A 21365-nucleotide genomic window follows, 5' to 3' on the forward strand; every position below is an offset into this window, starting at 1 on the left:
TTCTTCGCGTGCGCGGAGGACGATATCGCCGCCACGACCGCGTTGCTGACGGTGGTCGACGGGAAGATCGTGTGGGGTGCGGGGCCGTTCGCATCGCACGACGCGCCGATTCCGCCGGCGATGCCGGACTGGTCGCCGGTGCGCGAGTTTGGCGGCTATGGCGGCTGGGGCGCGACGCAGCGCAACGGCGCGCCGTTGCAGCGCGCGGCGGCGGCTGCCGTGGCGTGTGGCTGCGCGAATGCATGCACCGTTCACCAGCATGCGCACGCGAGCGCATGGGCAAGTGCGTTGCCGACGTCGGACGCGAAGGGCTTCTGGGGCGCGTTCGGCTGTTCGTGCTGGGCGGTCTGACATGGCGATGCATACCACCACGTGCGACTCCGCGGCATGGGTCCGCACGCGGGTGTCGCCGCCGTGGGTGCTGCCGGTGGGCCGCCGAGTTCTGGAACATGACACGCATCGCGCGCTTCATGGCCCTTGACGCATTTTTCGACGATCCGGGACCGATCGGCGGGCTCGTCCTCGTCACCGTGCTCGACGATGGACGAGACCCCGCTCGCAGCGGTCCCGCCATGCGGTGATGTCGCGACGACCGTGCCGAAGCGATGCGTCTGCTCCGTCTGCCGCCGCGCGGCAAGCCGCGCGTCCGCTTGCGTCGCACGCTGCCGCGCGCGATGCGCGTGTTTCCCGCCTGTCGTCCGGGCCGCCCGGACGAGCAGCCTGCATCCCGCTGAATCCGAATCCGCGCGCGGCGCCGGGCCGCGCGCGTCACCATCAAGGAGAAAATCGATGAGTTCACTGAATCTGCGCAACCTGCTGCGCATGACCGCCGCGTCGTCGGCCGTGCTCGCCGCGCTGCTGGCCGGCGTGCCGGCGTTCGCCGACGAAACCCACCTCGACGACATCGCGTCGCCGGCCGCCGCGGCGCGCTTCCCCGCGATTGCGGTCGGCCCGCAGTACGACACGACGCACGTGTGCGTCGCACCCGAAGACTTCGACCGCTTCACCGACAGCTTCGTCGCGACCTTCGGCGGCAAGAAGTCGAAGCAGGGCGTGTTCCAGGTCACGCCGACGCCGAGCCAGACGATGTCGCAGCTCGTGCTGACGCCGGTCGGCACGATCTCGGTATTCGGTTTCAAGACGCCGATCCCGTATCCGTTCTGCGAGGAACGCACCGGCTATCTCGTGACCGACATGGACGTCGCGGTGAAATCGGCGCGCGCGCATGGTGCGGACATCGTCGTGACGACGTTCCCGGATCCGATCGGCCGCGATGCGATCGTCCGCTGGCCGGGCGGCGTGAACATGCAACTGTACTGGCACACGCAGGCGCCGAACTACGACCCGCCGCAGACGGTGCCGGAGAACCGCGTGTACGTATCGCCGGAAAGCGCGAGCAAGCTCGCACGCAACTTCGCCGCGTTCTCGCATGGCAAGATCGTGTCCGACGTGCGCCATGCGCCGGGCATCGAGATCGGCCGGCCGAACGATACCTACCGCCGCATTCGCATCGAATCGGGCTTCGGCAAGATGACCGTGCTCGCGACCGACGGCCACCTGCCGTACCCGTTCGGGCGCGAGATGACGGGCTATGAAGTCGCCGATCTCGCCGCGACGCTGAAGCAGGCCGAAGCCGCGGGCGTGACGGTGCTCGTGCCGCCGTTCAAGTCGGACGGCCGCGACGCGGCGCTCGTGCAGTTCCCGGGCGGCTACGTCGCCGAAATCCACGCGCGGTCGAAATGACGGTGCGCCGGCCGATGAAGCGATCGTGGCGCGGCGCGTTGCCGTGCGTCGTGCTGGCGGGCGGCGCCGCGTTGCACGCGGGGTCGGCCGTCGGCGCCGAGGCCGACGCCAATGGAGCGGCGGCCGGCGCGGCCGCGTCGCCGGCCGCTGCCGCGGCGTCGTGCACCGCGAAACGTCCGACGGTGTCGTTCAACCGCTGGCAGGAGGACTGGTCGGCGCTCGCGAATCCGTGCGTGCCGCGCAAGCCGTTCGACGCGCTGAAATACATACGGCTCGGCGACGACCCGTCGACCTACCTGTCGCTCGGCGCGAACCTGCGCGAGCGCTTCGAGCTGAACAATGCACCGCTGTTCGGCCTCGGCGCCGCGCACGACGACAACTACGTGATCCAGCGCGCGAACGTACATGCGGACCTGCGCTATCGCGGGCATCTGCAGGCATTCGTGCAGTTCGTCGATGCACGGCCGTTCGGCAAGGACACGGTCGGCCCGGTCGACAAGGATCAGCTCGACCTCGAGCAGGCATTCGTCGCGTACGTCGACCAACTGGGGCCCGGCACGTTCAAGACGCGGATCGGCCGGCAGGAGATGGCGTTCGACTTGCAGCGTTTCGTGTCGGTGCGCGACGGCCCGAACGTGCGGCAGGCATACGATGGACTGTGGACCGATTACGAAATCGGCAAATGGCGCTTGATCGGCTATGTGACGCGCCCGGTGCAGTATCGCAATGCGGCCGTGTTCGACGACGTGTCGAACCGGCACCTGCGATTCGACGGCGTGCGCGTCGAGCGCAACGGAACCGGGCCCGGCGATCTGTCCGCGTACTGGTCGCGCTATACGCGCGACAACGCGCGCTATCCGGATGCATCCGGCACCGAGCGGCGCGACGTGTTCGACATGCGCTACGCAGGCAAGACCGATGGGGTCGACTGGGACGTCGAGGCGATGCTGCAGACCGGCCACGTCGGGCAGGACACGGTCGGCGCATGGGCGTTCGGCGCGCTGGGCGGCTACACGTTCGCGAAGACGGCCGGCACACCACGCATCGGCATCCAGGTCGACGGCGCATCGGGCGACGCGCATCCGGGCGACCGGCGCGTCGGCACGTTCAACCCGCTGTTTCCGAACGGCTATTACTTCACGCTCGCCGGCTACACCGGATACAGCAACCTGATCCACGTGAAGCCGTCGCTGACGTTCAAGCCGGCCAGCTCGGTGACGGTGCTCACCGCGGTCGGCTTCCAGTGGCGGCAGACGACCGCCGACGCGATCTACGGGCAGGGGATGTCGGCGGTGCCGGGCACGGCCGGCAAGGGCGGCGCGTGGACCGGGATGTACGCGCAGGCGCGCGTCGACTGGCTCGTGAACGCGAACGTCGCGCTCGCGCTCGAGGCCGTGCACTTCCAGCTCGGCTCGTCGATTCGCGCGCTCGGCGCGCGCAACGCCGACTATCTCGGGATGGAAGCGAAGTTCGGCTGGTGACGCGTCACGCCGCGCGGCGCGTGTCGGGGCCGCGCGCGGGCAAGCGATGCGACGAAATCGATGAACGCGGTCACAACGCGGTCACGCGCTTCGAGCCGCGCCGGTTCGGCAGGTACAGCGCGGTGATCGCCGCGCGTGCCGAGCGCGGCGTCACGTCGTACCGTTCGGACAGCCGCTGCGGGCGGCCTGCTTCGATATCCGTACCGACCAGCCAGTCGGATAGCAGCGCGATGCCGGCGCCGTCGAGCGCGGCCGCGCTCGCGCGCCGTGTCTTCAGGACGATTCAGGCGCCGCTCAGGATTTTCGCCGCGGCGCCCGGTAAGCTGCGCGGCATCGCGTGTCGTGCGGGTCGTTCCGTTCATGGCCGGGCGCGCGCACGGTTCGTCACGGAGATCGCATGAAGACCCTGTTCCGGCACGCGTGCGTTGCGCATGCGGCCCGTTTGCTGATCGTGGCCGGGTGCGCGGGCCTGTCGATGCCCGCGGTGCTTGCGCAGGCCGGCGTGCAGCCCGAAGCCCACGCCAACGCGCAACCCGAAGCGCAATCCACGGCGCCGGCCCCCGCCGCCGGCCGGCAGCCTCCCGGCTTCTATCGGCAGAAGATCGGCGACTTCACGGTGATCGCGCTGTCCGACGGCACCCATCCGTTTCCGATCGACACGGTGTTTCGCGACGTCTCGAAGGACGAGATCCGGCGCGACCTCGACCGCGCCTTCCTGAAGCCGCCCGTGCAGGGCTCGATCAACGCGTTCCTGGTCGATACAGGATCGAAGCGGATCCTCGTCGATGCGGGCGCCGGCACGCTGTACGGCGACTGCTGCGGCAAGCTGCTCGATGGCCTGCGCGCGGCCGGCTATGCGCCCGAACAGATCGACGAAGTGCTGCTCACACATCTGCACAAGGACCATGTCGGCGGCATTGTGTCGAACGGCGCGATGACGTTTCCGAATGCCGTCGTGCGGGTGAACGCCGTCGAGGCCGCGTATTGGCTTGACCCCGCCAACAAGGCGCAGGCGCCGGCGTTCCTCGCGTCGTTCTTCGATGCGGCCGCCGCGGCGGTCGCGCCTTACGTCGCGGCCGGCCGCTTCAGGACGTTTCGCGGCGAAGCGACGCTTGCGCCCGGCATTCGCGCGGTGCCGATGCCGGGCCATACGCCGGGCCATACGGCTTATCTGATCGAGAGCGGCCACGCGGGCATGCTCGCGTGGGGCGACATCGTGCACGTCGCGGCGATCCAGTTGCGCGACGTCGACGCGACGGTGCAGTACGACAGCGATGCCGGCGCCGCGCGCCGCACGCGGCGGGCCACGCTGAAGCGCGTCGCCGATCGACGCTATCTCGTCGGTGCCGCGCATATCGCGTTTCCCGGGCTCGGGCACTTGCGCCGGGACGGCGCGCAATACGACTGGGTGCCGGTCAACTACGACGCGACGCCGGTGCGGTAACGGCCCGGCGTGCGTCCATGCCGCCGGTCAGCGCGATCGGGCGCGCCGCCACGCGCCGGGCGGATGGCCGACGATCCGCGCGAATACGCGGTTCAGATGGCTCTGGTCGGCGAAGCCGCACGCGATCGCGATATCGGCCAGCGTCATGTCGGACGTCTCGATCAGCTCGCGCGCGCGCGTCACGCGTTGCTCCAGCAGCCACTGGTGCGGCGTGCGGCCCGTGGTGCGCGAGAACGCGCGGATGAAATAGCCGCGCGACAGGTCGCATTCGTTCGCCACTTCCTCGATCGACACGCCGAGGTCCGCCTTTTCCATCAACAGCTCCTGGGCGCGCGCCACCTTCGCGGGAGACAGCACGCCCTTGCGCTCGAGCTCGCGCGTGCGGGCGTTGCCGTAGCGCCGCACGAGATGCGTGCCCATCGCGAGCCCGACCTGCTCGATGAACAGCGCGTTCAGCGGGCCGGGTGCGTCGAGGCTGTCCGCCACCGCGTGCGCGAGATGGCCGAGTACCGGGTCGCGTACGTCGGGGCGGCACGCGAGGCCGCCGATCGGCTGGCCGCCGTGCTCGGGGCCGACGCGTTCGAGATACGCATGCGGCAGCTCGACCAGCACGAAGTCGAAGTTGCCGTACAGGTCCGCGTGGAAATGACGGGAAAAATCGCGAATGTAGATCGAGTGATGCTGGAACCGGCGTTCGCTCGCGCCGGTGCGCCCATAGAGCGTGCGGCGGTGGCCGCCGCCCAGCGACACGCCCACCAGGAAGCCTCGGTCGCACGGCGGCATCTCGATGCGCTCGACGTGCGCTTCGCGCATGCATTTGCGGTGGAGCTTCAGGCCGCCGGACGTCGTTTCGACATCCTTTGCCAGCAGGCTCGACACGCAGCCGAGCGTATCTTTCGGCCGCCGCGGAGACGATGCCACCGGCGCGGCGATGACGGAGTCTGACATGGAATTCCCCAGCGAGGGACTCGGAGCGTGAAATGACGAGTCCAGTTTAGATGCGCACGCGAACGTTCAAAATGAATTTGCATAAACGTCCGCTGGCAATCGTTACAAATTGCTTTCAACGCGTGTGCGCGGTGCGTGCGCAGCCCGGCTCGACGCCTGCGCGGGCGGCCCGGCAGAGTATAGCGCCCCACTTTTACACGCAAGCGATCGCGCCGGCCGCGCCCGACCGACAACCGCGGGCAGAGCGCATTTTCTTTCAAGATTTTCAGCGGCCACCCGTCTACACTCGGTCCGGAATTCGACATTTTCCGTCCGGCGCAAGGGTGCGCCGGACGCGGACTTCCCGCCGGGTGAACTGCCGCGTTCATCCGGCGGTCATCCCGAGGGACCGGAGGCGGCCATGATTCAGATCGGAACTTTGTCGGTGGATTTCGAACAACGCGACATTCGCCGTCACGGCGCGTCGCTGCGCATCGGCGGGCGCGCGCTCGACATTCTCGAAGTCCTGCACCGCGCGAGCGGTTCGGTCGTGTCGAAGGACGACATCATGGACGCGGTCTGGCCGGGCCTGATCGTCGAGGAAAACCGGCTCCAGGTGCATGTGGCGACGCTGCGCAAGGCGCTCGGCGCGAGCCGCGATCTGATCAAGACGGTGCCCGGGCGCGGCTACCTGCTGGTTGCGAGCGCGTCGCCCGGCCCGGACCCCGCGTCGGCCGCCGAAGCGCCGGCCGTCGCCGTCCCGCCCGATGCCGCCGTGTCGTCGCCGATCGCGCCGCTCGTCGGGCGCGACGCCGAACTCGCGCAGATCGTCGACATGCTCGAATGCACGCCGGTCGTCACGCTCGTCGGCGCGGGCGGGATCGGCAAGACGAGTCTTGCCGTGCGCGTCGCGCACCGCGTGCGTAGCCGCTCGCGCGAGCGCGTGCTGTTCGTGGAGCTGGCGCGCGCGTCGACGCGCGACGACATGCTGATCGCGCTCGCCGCCGAGCTCGGCCTCGATACGCCGGGCGTGCCCGCCATCGACCGCATCGCCGACGCGTTCGCGACGTCGCGCTGCCTGCTCGTGCTCGACAACGCGGAGCACATCGTCGATCTGGTGGCGAGCCTCGTCGAAACGCTGACGTCGAGCGCCGGCTCGCTGCGCGTGCTCGTGACGAGCCGCGAGCCGCTGCACATCTCGGCCGAAGCGGTGCTGCGCATGAGCCCGCTCGCGGTGCCCGACGGCGACGCGTCCGCCGACGAAATCGTCCGCTGTTCGGCCGTCGAGCTGTTCCTGGAGCGCGTGCGCGCGGCCGCGCCGGATTGCACGGTCGACGAAGCCGGCATGCGGCTGATCGGCGACATCTGCCGGCGCCTCGACGGGCTGCCGCTTGCCATCGAACTGGCCGCGGCGCGCGTGGCGACGCTCGGGCTCGCGGTCGTCGCGTCGCGTCTCGACGACCGGCTGAACCTGCTGACGGGCGGGCTGCGCTCGGCGCTGCCGCGTCATCAGACGCTGCGCGCGACGTTCGACTGGAGCTACGTGCTGCTCGATCGGGCCGCGCGCGCGCTGTTTCGCCGGATGGGGTGCTTCATCGGGCCGTTTTCGTTCGATGCCGCGTACGCGGTCGCCGCCGAGCCCGGCACGTCGGCCGCGGACATGATCGCGGTGCTCGGCGAGCTGGTGGCGAAATCGCTGGTGACGGTCGAGTTCCATGGCGCATCTGCGCGCTACCGGCTGACCGAATCGACGCGTGCGTACGCGCTGGAAAAACTGCACGACGAAGGCGAGTTCGAGCGCATCGTCGCGCGCCACGCGGAGTATGAGCGCGAGCGCGCGCCCGTGCGGCTCGTGGCGCCCGCCGACGTGCCGCCTGCCGATGCGCCCGCGTCGGCCGCGGACGAACCGGCGGACGCCGCCGAGGCCGCGGGCGTGCCCGAGCCCGACCGGCTGGCGCGCGCGCTGCTGGAGCCGGCGCGGATGCGCGCGTGCACGGCGCGCGCACGCCAGGTGCTCGACGAACTCGACACGCGCGCCGCGGGCCCCGTCGACGCCGCGCGCGAGATGCGGCTGCGGGCGGCCTGCGCGTCGGCACTGCTGCATACCGACGGCGACGCACCGGCCGCCGCTGCGATGTGGGATCGCACGCTCGGTCTCGCCACGCACATCGGCGACGATGCGTTCGACGCACGCGCGCTGGTCGGGCTGTGGAACACGATGCTGACGCTGTCGGACATTCACGAATCGCTGCGCTATGCGACGCGCTTCGAGCGGGCGGCCGAGCGGCGCGGCGACCGGTCGCAGCGGTTGCTGGCGAACGCGATGGTCGCGACGTCGCTGCATTACTTCGGCGAGCATGCGCAGGCGCGCGAGCGGCTGGAAGCGGCGACGGCCGAGCTCGCCGACGCAGGCGAATCGCCGTGCGCGCAGGCCGCGCTGGGCGTCGACATGGCGACGCTGGGCCGCACGATGTTGATCCGTCTTCTGTGGATGCAAGGCGAGCCCGAGCACGCGATGCGCGTCGCCGCGCAAGCGGTCGAGCATGGGCGCCGCGGCCAGTCGCCGCTCGCGCTGTGCATCGTGCTCGGTGCGGCCGCCGTGCCGATCGCGCTGCGCTACGGCGATCACGACATCACCTCCGACTATCTCGCGACGCTGCGCGCGACCGCCGACGCGCACGGTTTCGACATCTGGCGCAGTCACGCGGAATGCCTGACCGGCCAGTTCGACATCCAGGCCGGCCATCCCGGCGCCGGCCTCGCCCGGCTCGAACCCGCGCTGCGGCGCATCGAGGCGAGCGGATTCCGGCGCGTGCTCGCGCCATTGACCGTCGCGTATGCGGAGGGCCTCGTGCGGACCGGCCGCGCGGACGAGGCGCGCATCCGGCTCGATGCGACGCTCGCGCGCTGCCGCGCGCACGGCGAGCACCTGTTCGTCCCCGAGCTGCTGCGCGTGCGAGGCGTCGCGATGCTCGAGCAGGCGCGTACCGTCGGTGCGAATCTCGCGGTGGCGTACGAGGCCGACGGGCATCGTCATCTGCAGATGGCGATCCAGACCGCGAACGCGCAGGGCGCCGCGATGTGGGCGCTGCGCGGCTCGCTCGATCTCGCCGATCACCTGATCGAGCGCGGGCATACCGCGCAAGCGTCGGCGCTGGTCGCCGGGGTCGCGCGGCACTTCGATCCGCATTCGCGCGCACACGACGTGCGTCGCTTGCTGCGCGTGCAGAACTTCGTCCGTCAGGATGCGCCGCCCGCGCCATGCCTGACCCGCGCGCGGCGCGATGCCGCCGACGCGGCCCAGCAGGCGGCATGACGATGCGCGAATCCGGTACGGCAGTGCGGCCGCGCAATCGCAGCATGCGTGCCGACGCGTGCGCTGCGGGGGCTTGCCGGTGCGTGGCGGGAAGCCGCGCGTATCGTGCGGCTTCGCGTGCCGGCGCGCACGGGAGGCCCGACGGTGCTTAGAGCGACGGAACCCGCGCGTTCGGCGGACCTCGTCGTCTTCAACGGCAAGATCGCGACCCAGGACGAACAGCGCTCGTTCGTCCGCGCGCTCGCCGTGAAGGACGGGGCCATCGTCGCGACCGGCGACGATCGCGACGTGCTGCGCCATGCTCACGACGGCACGACCCGGATCGATCTGCACGGCCGTACCGTGATTCCGGGCCTGATCGACGCGCACCTGCAGGCGATCCGCGGCGGCATGAACTTCAACCTCGAGGTGCGCTGGGACGGCGTGTCGTCGCTTGCCGACGCGCTCGACCTGCTGAGCCGGCAGGTACGACGCACGCCCGCGCCGCAATGGGCGCGCGTGGCGGGCGGCTGGACCGCGCTGCAGTTCGCGGAGAAGCGCGGACCGACCGCGGCCGAGCTCAATGCGATTGCGCCCGACACGCCGGTATTCATCCAGCACCTGGGCGACTGCGCGTGGCTGAATGCGGCCGCGCTGCGTGCGCTCGGCTACGGACGCGACACGCCCGATCCGCCGGGCGGCGAACTGCGGCGCGACCGTCACGGGCGGCCGACCGGGCTGCTGCTCGCGCATGCGGACCCGGCGGTGCTGTTCGAGGCGCTCGCCCGCGCACCCATGCTCGATGCGGACGACCGGGTCAACTCGACGCGGCAGTTCATGCGCGCGCTGAACCGCGTCGGCGTGACGAGCGCGATCGACGCCGGCGGCGACGGCCTCGCGTACCCGGACGACTATGCGGCGGTCGCGACGCTCGCGCGGCGCGGCGAATTGACGACGCGCATCGCCTATGCGTTGGGCGCGCGGCATGCCGGCCGGGAACTCGACGACTTCGAGAAATGGATCGCGCTGACGGCGCCCGGCGACGGCGACGCGTTTCTGCGCGCGAACGGCGCGGGCGAGCGGCTGCTGTTCTCGGCAGTCGATCTCGGGAATTTTCTCGAGCCGCGGGTCGACCTGCCCGCGTCGATCGAGATGGAACTGGCGGCCATCGTCCGGCTGCTCGTGCACCACCGCTGGCCGTTCCGGCTGCATGCGACCTACGACGAATCGATCGGCCGCTTCCTCGATGTGTTCGAAGCGGTGGATCGCGACACGCCGTTCGACGGGCTGCGCTGGTGCTTCGATCGCTGCGAGACGATTTCGGATGCCAATATCGCGCGGGTCGCGGCGCTCGGCGGCGGCATCACTGTGCAGCCGCGCATGGCGTTCCTGGGTGAAGCGTTCATCGCGCGCCACGGTGCGGCGGCGGCCACGCGCGCGCCGCCGATCCGCGCGATGCTCGCGGCCGGGCTGCCGGTCGGCGCCGGCTCGGGTGCGACGGTCGCGGCGAGCTACAACCCGTTCGTCGCGCTGTACTGGATGGTGTCGGGGCGCTCCGTCGGCGGCACCGCGCTGTATCCGGCGCGCAACCGGCTCGGCCGGATGGAGGCGCTGCGCCGCTACACGGTCGGCAGCGCGTGGTTCTCCGCGGACGAGCATCGCAAGGGCGCGCTGGTGCCCGGCCGGTACGCCGACTTCGCGGTGCTGAGCGACGACTACTTCACGGTCGACGCGCGGCGTATCCCGGTGTTGTCGTCGGTGCTGACGGTCGTCGACGGCAAGGTCGTGCACGCGGAGCAGGAATTTTCGCCGCTCGCGCCGCCGCCGCCGCCCGTCAGCCCCGCATGGTCGCCGGTCGCCGCAGGCGGCGTCGCCGATGCGGCGGGTGCCGGAGGGCGCGACGCGCCGCACGCATCGGCGGCGGGCGACGCTTGCGCGGCTTCCGGCATCGACGCGTGCCGGGCGCACGGTCACGGACGCCGCTTCGCGCGGCCGCGCTATCCGACGGCAAGTGCGGCCGCCGAACGCTGCGAAGCCTTCGGCCGCTGCTGCGTCGCGTTTTGAGCGGCGCGTGCCGGTGCGCGCCGCACGCCGCCGTGCATTGAACGATTTTCCGCCCCGGGCACGGGGCATGAAGGAGACAGGATGAATGCTGCGCACCCGCGCGCATCGGCCACCGGCGACGAAGTGGCCGGCGTTCGCATTCCGCGCACGCCCGTTACGGTCGAGGCAACCGACGCGGCCCGCGCGTCGTTGCCCGCCGCGCTCGTCGATCACGCGGCGCGCGTGTTCGTGTTCGCGTCGCTCGCCGCGCGGCGCGCCGGCGACGCGTGCGACGCCGACGCACTGTACGTCGCCGCGATGTACGCGAACATGGGGCTGAGCCCCGCGTATTGCCGTTCGACCGGACGCTACGAGCTCGACGGCGCGGACGCCGCGCACGCGCTGCTGCTGCGGCATCGCCGGTCGCGGCGCATGCGCGACGACGTGTGGCAAGCGATCGCGCTGCATACGACGCCGGGCGTGGCCGTCCGCGCGTCGCCGCTCGCGCGTGCGTTGGCGTGCGCGGTGTCGACGGACCTGATGGCGACCGACTTCGACGCCTATACGCCGGACGAGCGCACGGCGCTGCTCGCGACTTACCCGCGCGGCAGCGGCTTTCGCGAAGCGTTCCTCGACATGGTCGCGCGCGGCGTCGAGCATCGGCCGCAGTCGACGTTCGGCACGTGGAGCGCGGACGTGCTCGAACGCGCGGATCCGGATTTTCATCGGCCGAATTTCTGCGGGCGCGTGCTGGGCGCGCGGTGGAGCGACACGTGACGGCGCCGGTCCGGCGTGCGGCGGCCGGCGTGCGACCGATTGCATCGCGCCACCGCGCGCGGACGAGATGCGCTCGACGAGATCCGGGTTCGCGATATATGCGCGCGTAGCGCATGGACCTCGCGCCGATCGATAAAGCCGGAAGCGAGACGCCGCGCAATCGAGCGTTGCGCGGCACGCAAAGGTGCCGCGCCGTGCGGGTTCAGCCGCGTTTGCCCTGCAGCGTCGGAATCTGCTCGAACAGGCCCGCGAGCCAGTCGACGAACACCTTCAGCTTGACCGGGGTGTGGCGATTGGGCGGATACAGCACCGAGATCGGTTTGGGCGGCGCGTTGAAATCGGTCAGGACCTCGCGCAGCCGGCCCGACTTCAGGTAAGGCTCGACGAGGTACAGCGACGTCTTGATCAGGCCGATGCCGGCCACGCCGCACTCGATGTAGTTGTCCGCGTCGTTCACGGCCACCGTGCCGCACATCTGCACGATGCGCGGCTCGCCGTCGACGACGTAATCCCACACGCGCGGCCGCCCGGTGTCGGCCGAGATGTGGCTGACCGCCACGTGCTGCGCGAGATCGTCGACGGTCTCGGGCTCGCCGCATCGCGCGAAATACGCGGGCGATCCGCAGGTGCAGGTGGTCAGGCTGCCGATGCGCCGCGCGATCATCCCCGAATCGTCGAGCGCGCCGATGCGCACCACGCAGTCGACCCCTTCGCCGACAAGGTCGATCTGCCGGTCGGTCACGCCGAGTTCGATCATGATGCCCGGATGGGCGTCGAGAAACGCCGGCAGCGCGGGCACGACGACCTGCTTGGCCATCGCGGGCGGCAGGTTCACCTTCAGCCGGCCGCGCGGCACGTTGCGCGCCTGCGAGACCGACGCCTCCATGTCGTCGATCTCGCGCAGCACCGCGACGGAGCGTTCGTAATAAGCCTGACCGTCCTCGGTCAGCGAGATGCGGCGCGTGGTGCGGTTCAGCAGCCGGCAGCCGAGATGCTGCTCGAGTGCGCTCAGCAGCGCGGACACGCGCGGCGTGGTGAGGCCGGTCGTATCGGACGCGCGCGTGAAGCTGCCGGTTTCGACGATGCGCGTGAACACGCGCATCGAAAGCAAGGTATCCATCGTCGGAAGTTCTCCAGCCTGTCGGCATGCGGCGCCGGTGCGTGCCGGCGCCGTCCGGTCGGGTATCGGGATCGCGTAGCGGGTGCGGCCGAACCGCTATGCGTCGATGCGCTTTCTCAGGGCGTCGCCGGCGAACGGCATTTCACGCATGCGCTGACCGGTCGCGTCGAAGATCGCGTTGGCGAGCGCGCCGGCGGTCGGCCCCATCGACGCCTCGGCCGCGCCCAGAAACGGCGCGCCGGGGCGATTGATCAGATGAACCGTCACGTTCCGCGGCACGGCCGAGAAGCGCAGGATCGGGTAGCTGCTCCAGTCGAAGCTGCGGATCCGCTCGGTGTCGTACTGCAGTGCCTCGTACAGCGTCCAGCTCGCGGCCTGCACGATGCCGCCCTCGATCTGGTTGCGGATCCCGTCCGGCGACACGATCTGGCCCGCGTCGACGGCGGCTTCCGCGTGTTCGAGCGTCACCTGGCCGGTTTCCGGCACGACCGACACCTCGACCGCGATCGCGACGTAGGCCATCAGGTTCTTGTACTTGCCGAACGCGAAGCCGACGCCGCGGTTGCGCGCGCGCGGCGGCCTCGGCCAGCCGAAGTGCTTCGCGGCGAGCCGGATCACCTGGCTCGCGCGATGGTCTTCCATGTGACGCAGCCGGAATTCGACCGGATCGACGCCGGCCGCGTGCGCGAGTTCGTCCATGAAGCTTTCGATCGCCCAGATGTTCGTGTGCGCGCCGAGCGAGCGCATCGCGGACGTCTGCAGCGGCATCGTCGGCGAGAAGTGGTTGACGATGTGCTGGTTCGGCAGCGCATACAGCGGAATCGCGTTGCGGTCGGCGCCGCCCTCGGGCTGCAGCATCGGCGTGGACGGCGCGGGCACGAACGGCGGCTCCAGCATGCGCGCGGGCAGCAGCCGGCCGGCGTTGACGATCCGCTCGTTGTGCGAGCTGCTCCACAACGCGTAGTTCCAGTCGACGATGCGGCCGCTCGCGTCGAGCGATGCGCTGACCTCGGTCACCATCGCCGGCGTGAAGTGATCCCACGTGTGTTCCTGTTCGCGCATCCATTGCACGCGGATCGGCTTGCCGGGCATCGCGGCGGCGATCAGCGCGGCATGCGCGGCCGCGTCGTCCGCCCCGTTGTGTCCGTAACAGCCCGACCCTTCGGTGTGAATGCAGCGGATGCTCGCCTTCGGCATCGACAGCATCTCCGCGAGCGCGTCGCGCAGCGGGTAGACACCCTGCGAGTGGGTCCAGACCGTCATCGTCCCGTTCTCGAGATGCGCGACCGAACACGACGGCCCGATCGACCCGTGCAGCAGGTAGTTCTTCAGGAACGTCGCGTTCAGCGTCTTCACGGCCGGCGCGGTGGCCGCGTGCGTGTTCGCGATCTCGATGCGCTGCGTCGCGATCCGCTTCAGATCCGCGTGCACGGTGCCGCGCTCGGGCAGCGCGCGGCCGGGCGACCAGCGGCAGCCGGCGGCGAGCGCGCGCTGCGCGACCACCGCTTGCCATTCGCCCTGCGCGACCACCGCGAGCATGCTGCCGTTGCGCACGATCCGTACGACGCCCGGCAGCTTCAGGATCGCGGCTTCATCGAACGACAGCAGCTTCGCGTCGTATACCGGCGGCATCACGACGCGCGCGTGCAGCATGCCGGGCAACTGCATGTCCTGCACGTAGCTGACGCCGCCCGTGACCTTGTTCGGGATGTCGACGCGCGGCAGCGACGTGCCGATCACGGCGAACGTCGCCGGGTTCTTCAGCGGCGACGTGGGCGCAGCATTGCGGTGCAGGTCGACGGTGCGAATCGCGTCGCCGTAGGTCATCGTGCGGCCGTCCGGCGCCTTGATCACCGCGTCGGCGGTCGTCAGCGTGCGCGGATCGACGCCGAAGCGTTTCGCCGCGCCCTCCACCAGCAGCGCGCGCACCTGCGCGGCCGCGTTCAGCAGCGCGGAGCCGCTGTCCGCCATCGTATGGCTGCCGGCGGTCAGGCCTTCGTCGGGCGACGCGCCGGTGTCGGCGGTCAGGAACGTGATCAGCGACGGCTGCATGTCGAGTTCCTCGGCGGCCACCTGCAGCAGCGCGGTACGTACGCCGGTGCCGAGTTCGACCTTGCCGGTGAACACCGTGACCTTGCCGTCCGGCGCGATCTTGATCCACGCGTCGAGCAGCGGATTGGTCTTCAGGCTGCCGGCGAGCGTCTGAGTGGCTTTCGCCACATGCACGGCCGCGCCTTCGTCGGCGATCACCAGTTGCGCAGCCGCGCGCGAGGCAGGCGCAAGACTGAACGCGACGAACAGCGCCCCGGAGACGATGAAGTGCCGGCGGCCTTCGTCGATGTCGTCGTGGGAATTCATCACAGCCCCTTGCTGATCGTGACGGGAGCGGAGGCGGGCTCGGGAGCCGGCAGCCCCGCGACCGAGCGCACCGCCGCGAGAATCCGCATGTGCGTGCCGCAGCGGCACAGGTTCGGTTCCATGTGCGTGCGCAGTTCCTGCTCGCTCGGCTTCGGATTGCGTTCGAGCAGCGCCTGCGCGCGCATGATCATCCCGGCGATGCAGTAGCCGCACTGCGCGGCCTGGTGCTCGATGAACGCGCGTTGCAGCGGGCCGGGATGCTCGGCGGTGCCGAGGCTCTCGATGGTGCGCACGCTGCGCGCGCCGAGCGCCGCCACCGGCATCAGGCACGAGAAGGTCGGCTTGCCGTCGACGATCACGGTGCAGGCGCCGCATTGGCCGAGGCCGCAGCCGAACTTCGCGCCGTGCAGGTGCAGGTCGTTGCGCAGCGCATACAGCAGCGGCGTGGACGGATCGATGTCCAGCGTGTGCCGCACGCCGTTGACGGTGAGGGTGATCATCGTACGGTGTCCTCTTTTCTGAGCTTCGCGGCCAGCGCGTCGACGCCCGACCATGCGGGACGATCGGTATAGGTCTCGCGCACGTATGCGGCGAGATCGGCGATCTGCGCGTCGTCGTACTGGTCGATGAACGACGGCATGTAGTTCAGCGTGTCCTCGCCGTGCCAGCCGATGCCGTTGAACATCATCTGGATCGCGTTGCGCGGCGTATCGGCGTTGACCGCCGTGCTGAACGCGAGCGTCGGCCGCTCGCCGATCGACTGCATCGGCGCGGCCGGCCCGTGGCACTGCGCGCACGACGCCTGGAACAGCGTCGCGCCGCGCCGCGCGGCCGGCGTCGTCGCGGCGCGCTCGACCGGATGCGCGTCCGCCCGCGCGTCCGCCGGTTTCTGGATCGACAGGATGTACGCGGCGATCGCCTCGACGTCCTCCACCGGCACCGTCGCGAGATCGCGCGTGACCGGCAGCATCGGCCCGGCCGCCGCGCCGTGCTCGCTCGCACGGCCGGTGCGCAGGTACGCGACGAGCTGCGCCTGTGTCCACGGCCGCACGGCTTGGCCGAGCGCATTGAGCGGCGGCGCTTCCCAGCCGTCGACGATGCCGCCGTCGAACGCGCGACCGCGTTGCTCGCCGCCGATCGCGTTCAGCGGCGAATGGCACGACGCGCAGTGGCCGAGTCCGTCGACGAGCATCCTGCCGCGGTTCCATTGCGCGGACTGCGCGGGGTCCGGTCGATACGCGCCTTCGCGCAGGAACAGCACGTTCCAGAACGCGACCAGCGGCCGGAAGTTCAGCGGGAATATCAGGTCGTTGGCGGGCGCCGTCGCGTGTACCGGCTCGCGCGTCATCAGGTACGCGTACGCGGCGGCGATGTCGTCGTCCGACATCCGCGTGAAATGAATGTACGGAAACGCCGGGTAAAGCGGCTGGCCGTTGCGTCCGATGCCGGTGCGCAGTGCACGCGTGAATGCATCGCGCGACCAGCGGCCGATCCCCGTTTCGGCGTCCGGCGTGATGTTGGTCGCGTAGATCGTACCGAACGGCGTCGCGAGCGGCAGCCCGCCCGCGAACGGCTTGCCGTCCTTCGCGGTGTGGCACACGACGCAGTCGCCGAGCGCGACGACGCGCGCGCCGGCGCGCACCAGTTGCGGATCGAACGAAGCGGGGGCGGGCGGATCGATCGGCGCGATCGACGGCCGCACTATGATGCCGATCGCGACCGCGACGCCCGCGATCGCGATGCCGGCCGCGCCGAACCAGAGTCGTTTGTGCTTCATGCGCGCTCCAGGCGACGCGGTGCGCGGCAAGTCATGCGATGCGCGGCGACACCAGACGATGCGGGTCGGCCGTGCGTGGCCGTCCGATGCAGCCGCGACCGTCTTGCCGCGCGGCGGTGATTGGCGACAGGGATCATGTTGTCACTCCAGGTCGATAACGGGCGCAAGCGCCGTCCTGCGCGGCAGCTCATGAACGCAGTCTACGCAGAGGCCGCGATCATTGCCTGAAGCGGCGCTGAAATGTTCTGAAAGGTGTCCTGCCCTCGACCGGCCCGGTTCGGCCGGAAGGCGCCGGCGGCGTCCACCCGCCGCCCAGCGCACGCACGAGGCTCACCGTCGCGACGGCCAGCGCCTGCCGGCTGTGAATCAGTTGGCGCCGCGCATTCAGCGCATCGCGATCGGCGTCGATCACTTCCAGGTAGCTGACGTAACCGTGCGCGTAACGGCTCAGCGACAGCCGCGCCGCGGCGTCCGTCGCGCGCGCCGCGTGGTCGTAGCGGACGATCCGCTCCTTTTGCGCGGCGATGTCGTTGAGCGCATCCTGCACGTCGCGCAGTGCACCGATCGCGGTCGCGCGATAGTTTGCGTCGGCGATCTCGGTGCCGGCCCGTGCGGCGGCCACCGCGGCATCGCGCTTGCCGCCGTCGAACAGCGTCAGCGCGACGTTCGCGCCGAGACCCCACAGCGAACTGTTGCGGTCGAGAAACGACCGCAGGTCGCGGGTGGCGAAACCGCCGTCGGCGGTCAGCGTCAGCGTCGGCAGCCACGCGGTGCGTGCGATGCCCAGTTCGAGCGATGCGGCATCGGCGCGCCGTGCCGCCGCGAATACGTCCGGGCGTTGCGCGAGCAGCGCGGACGGCAGCCCTGCCGGCACATCCGGCACCTGCACGGGCACGACGCCTGTGTCGACGTCGAACGCGGTCGGCGACACGCCGGTCAGCACCGCGATCGCGTCGACGAGGTTCTCGCGCAGCCGGCGGCTCTCCGCGAGATCGGCATGCGCGGTATCGAGATCGGCCGACGCCCGCAGCCCGTCGAGATCGCTCGCCGCGCCGGCCCGCACGCGTGCGGCGATCACGTCGAGCGCGGTACGCCGCAGCCCGATCGCGCGCGCGAGTGTCACGAGATCGTCGTCGACGTAGCGCAGCGTCAGGTAGTCGACGGCCACTTCGGTCGCTACGCGCAGACGCACCGCGTCGCGGTCGGCCGCCGCCTGCAGCACGTTCTGTTCGCCGACGTCGGCGTCGCCGCGCAAGCGCCCCCATAAATCGACTTCATAGCTCGCGGCGACCGGAACCGACCAGTTGTGCATCGTGCGCTTCGGCAGCGCGTTGTCGACCGTGCCGGAGACGCGCGTGCGGCTGAACGACGGATCGACGCGCACGGTCGGCGCCAGCGCGGCATCGCGCACGCCGAGCAGCGCTTGCGCCTGGTCGACCCGCGCGGCCGCCGCGCGTAGATCGAGGTTGTGCGCGAGCGCGGCGTCGACGAGGCGGCCGAGCTGCGGATCGCCGAACCAGGCGGGCCATGCCGCGAGCGACGGCGCACGCGCATCGGTCGACGGATCGGCATGGCGGAAACGGTCGGATCCGACCGGGACGGGCGCGAGCGGCTGCGGCGCGATCGAGCATGCGGCCAGCAGGCTCGCGGCGAGCACGGCGAAGGCGCGCTTCATCGCGCTGCGCCGCCGGGTTGCAGCGTGACGACGACCGACAGCCCGGGCCGGATGCGCGGCTCCGTCGCGGCCGGGCCGTCGAGCAGGATCTTCACGGGGACGCGCTGCGTGACCTTCGTGAAATTGCCGGTCGCGTTGTCGGGCGGCAGCAGCGCGAACTGCGCGCCCGTCGCGGGCGACAGGCTGTCGATGCGGCCGGTGAACGCGTGCTGCGGCAGCGCATCGAACCGCAGTTGCACGACGTCGCCGGCGCGCACGTGCCGCAGTTGCGTCTCGCGGAAATTGGCGACGATCCACGGATGCGGCTCGACCAGCGTGAGCAGCGCCTGGCCGGGCGCGACATGTTCGCCGGTCTCGACGGTCTTCTTGCCGACGTAGCCGTCCGACGGCGCGACGACCGCCGTGTAGCCGAGTTGCAGCAGTGCGTCGTGCAATTCGGCATCGTTCTGGCTCGACGCGGCGTCGGCGGCCTGGGCGGCGGCGATCGCGCTGCGCCGTTGCGCGTCGGCCGCCGCGACGCGCGCGCGGGCGGACTTGCGGGCGGCATCGGCCGCATCGAATTCCTGCTTCGACAGGCCGCGCGGCGTCTCGCGGGTCAGTTCGCGTGCACGCGCGTAATCGAGTTCGGCCTTTTCGGCATCGGCGTGCGCCGACACGAGCGCTGCGTCCGCCTGTTCGATCTGCGCGCGGGCGCGGCTCGCGTCGGCATGCGCCTGCGCGACGCGTGCGCGCTGCGCCGCGACGCGCACGTCGAAGTCGCGCCGGTCGATCTGCACGAGTGCGTCGCCCGCGTGCACGAACTGGTTGTCGTCGACGAGCACGCGCTCGACCGTGCCGGCGACGCGCGGCGAGATCACGTGCAGGTGGCCGGTCACGTATGCGTCGTCGGTGCCGCGATCGCGTGCGTCGAACGCGTACACGAGCAGCGCGACGAGCAGCAGCGCGATCGCGGCGATCGCGACGATGGCCGGCTTGCGGGAAGACGGCGCGGGGGAAGGTGGGGTCATGATCGGCAAACTCCATCGTACGGGCAGGATTCGACGCACCGCGTTATGCTTGCGCCAGCTTGACAGGCGGGAGCCGCTCGACGATGAACACGACGTTCGCCACCGGCAGTGCCGTGCCGGCGCCGGCCGCAGGCCCGGCCTCCGACATCCCGACGTTTCGGTCGATCGCCGCGATCGCGGCCGTGCTGCTCGGCGCGATCGTCGCGACGCTGACGTCGCGCATCACGTCGCTCGGGCTGGCCGACGTGCGCGGCGCGCTCGGCGTCGGCGTCGACGAGGGCGCGTGGATCAACACCGCGTTTACCGCGTCGCAGATGTTCGTCGGGCCGCTCGCGATCGCGGCGGCCTTCATGTTCGGCACGCGCCGCGTGCTGGTGGCGGGCGCCGTGGTGTTTCTCGGCGCGGAAAGCGTGCTGCCGCTCTGCACGCAATTCGGCGCGTTCATCGTGTGCCAGGCGATCGCGGGGCTCGCCTCCGGCGTGTTCGTGCCGTTGACGGTCGGCTTCGTCGTGCGCACGCTGCCCCCGCGGCTGATTCCGTTCGGCATCGCCGCGTATGCGATGAATCTGGAGATGTCGCTGAACCTGTCGGCCACGCTCGAAGGCTGGTACAGCGAACACCTGAGCTGGCGCTGGCTGTTCTGGCAGAACGCGGTGCTGACCGTGCCGTTCATCGCGTGCCTGATGCTGTCGCTCGCCGACGAGCCGGTCAAGCGCTTCGCGTCCGGCATCGACGCGCGTGGGATGCTGCTCGGCGCGAGCGGGTTCGCGTGCCTGTGCATCGCGCTCGACCAGGGCGAGCGGCTGTTCTGGCTGCAATCGCCGCTGATCGTCGCGTTGCTGGCCGCCGGCATCCTGATGATCGCCGCGTTCCTGATCCACGAACTCGCGTCGCCGCGCGCGGGCCTCGATCTCGGCTACCTCGTGCGGCCCAACGTCGCGCTGCTGATCGTGCTCGTCGGCCTCGTGCGCTTCACCGTGCTCAACACGAGCTTCATCCCGTCGCTGTTTCTCGCCAGCACGTACGGCCTTCGGCCGTTGCAGATCGGCGATACGCTGCGCTGGATCGCAATGCCGCAACTGCTGTTCGCGCCGTGCGTCGCGCTGTTGCTGCAGCGTGTCGACCCGCGCCGGCTGATCGTCGCCGGCTTCGCGATGGTGGCGATCGCGTTCGCGCTCGGGGCGCGGCTCACGCCGGTCTGGGCCGAGCCCGACTTCATTCCGTCGCAGTTGCTGCAGGCGCTCGGTCAGACGATGGCGCTCACGTCGGTCATATTCTTCTTCGGCAAGCACGTGACGGCCGAGCATGCGTTGACGTTCGGCGCGGTCGTGCAGACGACGCGCCTGCTGAGCGGACAGCTCGGCACGACGTCGATCGCGGTGATTCAGCGCATCAGGGAAGCTACCCATTCGAATCTCGTCGGTCTGCATGTGTCGCTGTCGGATCCCGAGACGCTCGAGCGGCTGCGGGGCAGCGCGGCGTCGCTGGTCGCGCACGGCGCCACGTTCGCGACGGGCAACCAGGCGGCCTATGCGCTCGTCGATCGCGCGGTGCGCGTGCAGGCGACCACGCTCGCGCTGGCCGACAACTACCGCGTGGCGATGGCGTTCGCGCTCGCCGGCGCGCTGCTCGGCATCCTGCTGCGCCCGGTGCGGGCGCCGTAAGCGCCGTATCGCGCGGCTGAAATAATCTGAAAAGTCCTGAACGACGCATCTGCC

The 21365-nt window shown here is 70.5% G+C and carries 15 protein-coding genes and 2 pseudogenes; 9 read left to right on the forward strand and 8 right to left on the reverse strand.

Going from position 1 to position 21365, the window contains the following annotated elements:
• The 4 genes and pseudogenes from WT24_RS16675 to WT24_RS16685 all read left to right on the forward strand — a co-directional run.
• Positions 1-351, forward strand: a pseudogene (locus WT24_RS16675) (amidohydrolase); the annotation flags it as partial.
• A 98-nt stretch (positions 352-449) separates the two neighbouring features.
• On the forward strand, positions 450-581 hold the full coding sequence (locus tag WT24_RS35360) for a hypothetical protein (RefSeq protein WP_257127311.1): 132 nt from the start codon (positions 450-452) through the stop codon (positions 579-581).
• A 208-nt stretch (positions 582-789) separates the two neighbouring features.
• On the forward strand, positions 790-1743 hold the full coding sequence (locus WT24_RS16680; RefSeq protein ID WP_060034959.1) for a VOC family protein: 954 nt from the start codon (positions 790-792) through the stop codon (positions 1741-1743).
• 14 nt (positions 1744-1757) lie between these two features.
• The gene (locus WT24_RS16685) at positions 1758-3224 is read left to right on the forward strand and encodes an alginate export family protein (protein ID WP_060035075.1); all 1467 of its coding nucleotides are present in this window, start codon (positions 1758-1760) and stop codon (positions 3222-3224) included.
• Positions 3225-3250: 26 nt separating this feature from the next.
• On the opposite strand, the pseudogene WT24_RS35630 reads toward WT24_RS16685, so the two are convergent.
• Positions 3251-3477: pseudogene (locus WT24_RS35630) on the reverse strand (LysR family transcriptional regulator); the annotation flags it as partial.
• A 144-nt stretch (positions 3478-3621) separates the two neighbouring features.
• On the opposite strand from WT24_RS35630, the gene WT24_RS16695 reads away from it, so the two are divergent.
• Positions 3622-4668 (forward strand): MBL fold metallo-hydrolase, encoded by a 1047-nt coding sequence (locus WT24_RS16695; RefSeq protein ID WP_060034966.1) that lies wholly within the window; start codon positions 3622-3624, stop codon positions 4666-4668.
• Between the two features lie 27 nt (positions 4669-4695).
• Here WT24_RS16695 and WT24_RS16700 read toward each other — a convergent pair whose 3' ends face one another.
• Complete coding sequence (locus WT24_RS16700; RefSeq protein ID WP_060034969.1) at positions 4696-5616, reverse strand: AraC family transcriptional regulator; 921 nt, start codon at positions 5614-5616, stop codon at positions 4696-4698.
• A gap of 400 nt (positions 5617-6016) precedes the next feature.
• Between WT24_RS16700 and WT24_RS16705 the strand changes: the two genes are divergently transcribed.
• The 3 genes from WT24_RS16705 to WT24_RS16715 all read left to right on the forward strand — a co-directional run bounded on the left by WT24_RS16705 (position 6017) and on the right by WT24_RS16715 (position 11710).
• Positions 6017-8911, forward strand: coding sequence for a winged helix-turn-helix domain-containing protein (locus WT24_RS16705; protein ID WP_060034972.1), 2895 nt, complete (start codon positions 6017-6019; stop codon positions 8909-8911).
• A gap of 144 nt (positions 8912-9055) precedes the next feature.
• Positions 9056-10954, forward strand: a complete 1899-nt coding sequence (locus WT24_RS16710) for an amidohydrolase (RefSeq protein WP_060035077.1) — start codon at positions 9056-9058, stop codon at positions 10952-10954.
• 81 nt (positions 10955-11035) lie between these two features.
• On the forward strand, positions 11036-11710 hold the full coding sequence (locus WT24_RS16715; RefSeq protein ID WP_060034975.1) for a hypothetical protein: 675 nt from the start codon (positions 11036-11038) through the stop codon (positions 11708-11710).
• A 202-nt stretch (positions 11711-11912) separates the two neighbouring features.
• Here the strand turns inward: WT24_RS16715 and WT24_RS16720 are convergent, their stop codons facing one another.
• The 6 genes from WT24_RS16720 to WT24_RS16745 form a co-directional block, all read right to left on the reverse strand.
• Positions 11913-12830 (reverse strand): LysR family transcriptional regulator, encoded by a 918-nt coding sequence (locus WT24_RS16720; RefSeq protein ID WP_060034978.1) that lies wholly within the window; start codon positions 12828-12830, stop codon positions 11913-11915.
• Between the two features lie 96 nt (positions 12831-12926).
• Positions 12927-15188, reverse strand: a complete 2262-nt coding sequence (locus WT24_RS16725) for a molybdopterin cofactor-binding domain-containing protein (protein WP_060034982.1) — start codon at positions 15186-15188, stop codon at positions 12927-12929.
• Positions 15188-15688 carry a (2Fe-2S)-binding protein gene (locus WT24_RS16730; protein ID WP_034209348.1) on the reverse strand — a complete coding sequence of 167 codons (501 nt, stop codon included), beginning with the start codon at positions 15686-15688 and terminating at the stop codon, positions 15188-15190. The genes WT24_RS16725 and WT24_RS16730 overlap by 1 nt, the downstream gene beginning before the upstream one ends.
• On the reverse strand, positions 15685-16965 hold the full coding sequence (locus WT24_RS16735) for a cytochrome c (RefSeq protein WP_060034984.1): 1281 nt from the start codon (positions 16963-16965) through the stop codon (positions 15685-15687). Before WT24_RS16735 ends, WT24_RS16730 begins: the two co-directional genes overlap by 4 nt.
• Positions 16966-17182: 217 nt before the next feature.
• Entirely contained in the window at positions 17183-18640 is a 1458-nt protein-coding gene (locus tag WT24_RS16740) for an efflux transporter outer membrane subunit (RefSeq protein WP_060034987.1), read from the reverse strand.
• Positions 18637-19647 (reverse strand): HlyD family secretion protein, encoded by a 1011-nt coding sequence (locus WT24_RS16745; RefSeq protein ID WP_060035079.1) that lies wholly within the window; start codon positions 19645-19647, stop codon positions 18637-18639. Before WT24_RS16745 ends, WT24_RS16740 begins: the two co-directional genes overlap by 4 nt.
• 83 nt (positions 19648-19730) lie before the next feature.
• On the opposite strand from WT24_RS16745, the gene WT24_RS16750 reads away from it, so the two are divergent.
• Positions 19731-21311, forward strand: a complete 1581-nt coding sequence (locus WT24_RS16750) for an MFS transporter (protein ID WP_060035081.1) — start codon at positions 19731-19733, stop codon at positions 21309-21311.
• Positions 21312-21365 lie beyond the last annotated feature (54 nt).

It is taken from the genome of Burkholderia sp. MSMB1078WGS (assembly GCF_001528895.1).
Taxonomy (GTDB): domain Bacteria; phylum Pseudomonadota; class Gammaproteobacteria; order Burkholderiales; family Burkholderiaceae; genus Burkholderia.

Bases quoted from the DNA above. Each gene is read 5' to 3' on its own strand.
- WT24_RS16685 (WP_060035075.1), top strand. From the start codon at position 1,758: ATGAAGCGATCGTGGCGCGGCGCGTTGCCGTGCGTCGTGCTGGCGGGC.
- WT24_RS35360 (WP_257127311.1), top strand. From the start codon at position 450: ATGACACGCATCGCGCGCTTCATGGCCCTTGACGCATTTTTCGACGAT.
- WT24_RS16715 (WP_060034975.1), top strand. From the start codon at position 11,036: ATGAATGCTGCGCACCCGCGCGCATCGGCCACCGGCGACGAAGTGGCC.
- WT24_RS16725 (WP_060034982.1), bottom strand. From the start codon at position 15,188: ATGAATTCCCACGACGACATCGACGAAGGCCGCCGGCACTTCATCGTC.
- WT24_RS16740 (WP_060034987.1), bottom strand. From the start codon at position 18,640: ATGAAGCGCGCCTTCGCCGTGCTCGCCGCGAGCCTGCTGGCCGCATGC.
- WT24_RS16680 (WP_060034959.1), top strand. From the start codon at position 790: ATGAGTTCACTGAATCTGCGCAACCTGCTGCGCATGACCGCCGCGTCG.
- WT24_RS16735 (WP_060034984.1), bottom strand. From the start codon at position 16,965: ATGAAGCACAAACGACTCTGGTTCGGCGCGGCCGGCATCGCGATCGCG.
- WT24_RS16750 (WP_060035081.1), top strand. From the start codon at position 19,731: ATGAACACGACGTTCGCCACCGGCAGTGCCGTGCCGGCGCCGGCCGCA.
- WT24_RS16720 (WP_060034978.1), bottom strand. From the start codon at position 12,830: ATGGATACCTTGCTTTCGATGCGCGTGTTCACGCGCATCGTCGAAACC.
- WT24_RS16730 (WP_034209348.1), bottom strand. From the start codon at position 15,688: ATGATCACCCTCACCGTCAACGGCGTGCGGCACACGCTGGACATCGAT.
- WT24_RS16695 (WP_060034966.1), top strand. From the start codon at position 3,622: ATGAAGACCCTGTTCCGGCACGCGTGCGTTGCGCATGCGGCCCGTTTG.
- WT24_RS16745 (WP_060035079.1), bottom strand. From the start codon at position 19,647: ATGACCCCACCTTCCCCCGCGCCGTCTTCCCGCAAGCCGGCCATCGTC.
- WT24_RS16705 (WP_060034972.1), top strand. From the start codon at position 6,017: ATGATTCAGATCGGAACTTTGTCGGTGGATTTCGAACAACGCGACATT.
- WT24_RS16700 (WP_060034969.1), bottom strand. From the start codon at position 5,616: ATGTCAGACTCCGTCATCGCCGCGCCGGTGGCATCGTCTCCGCGGCGG.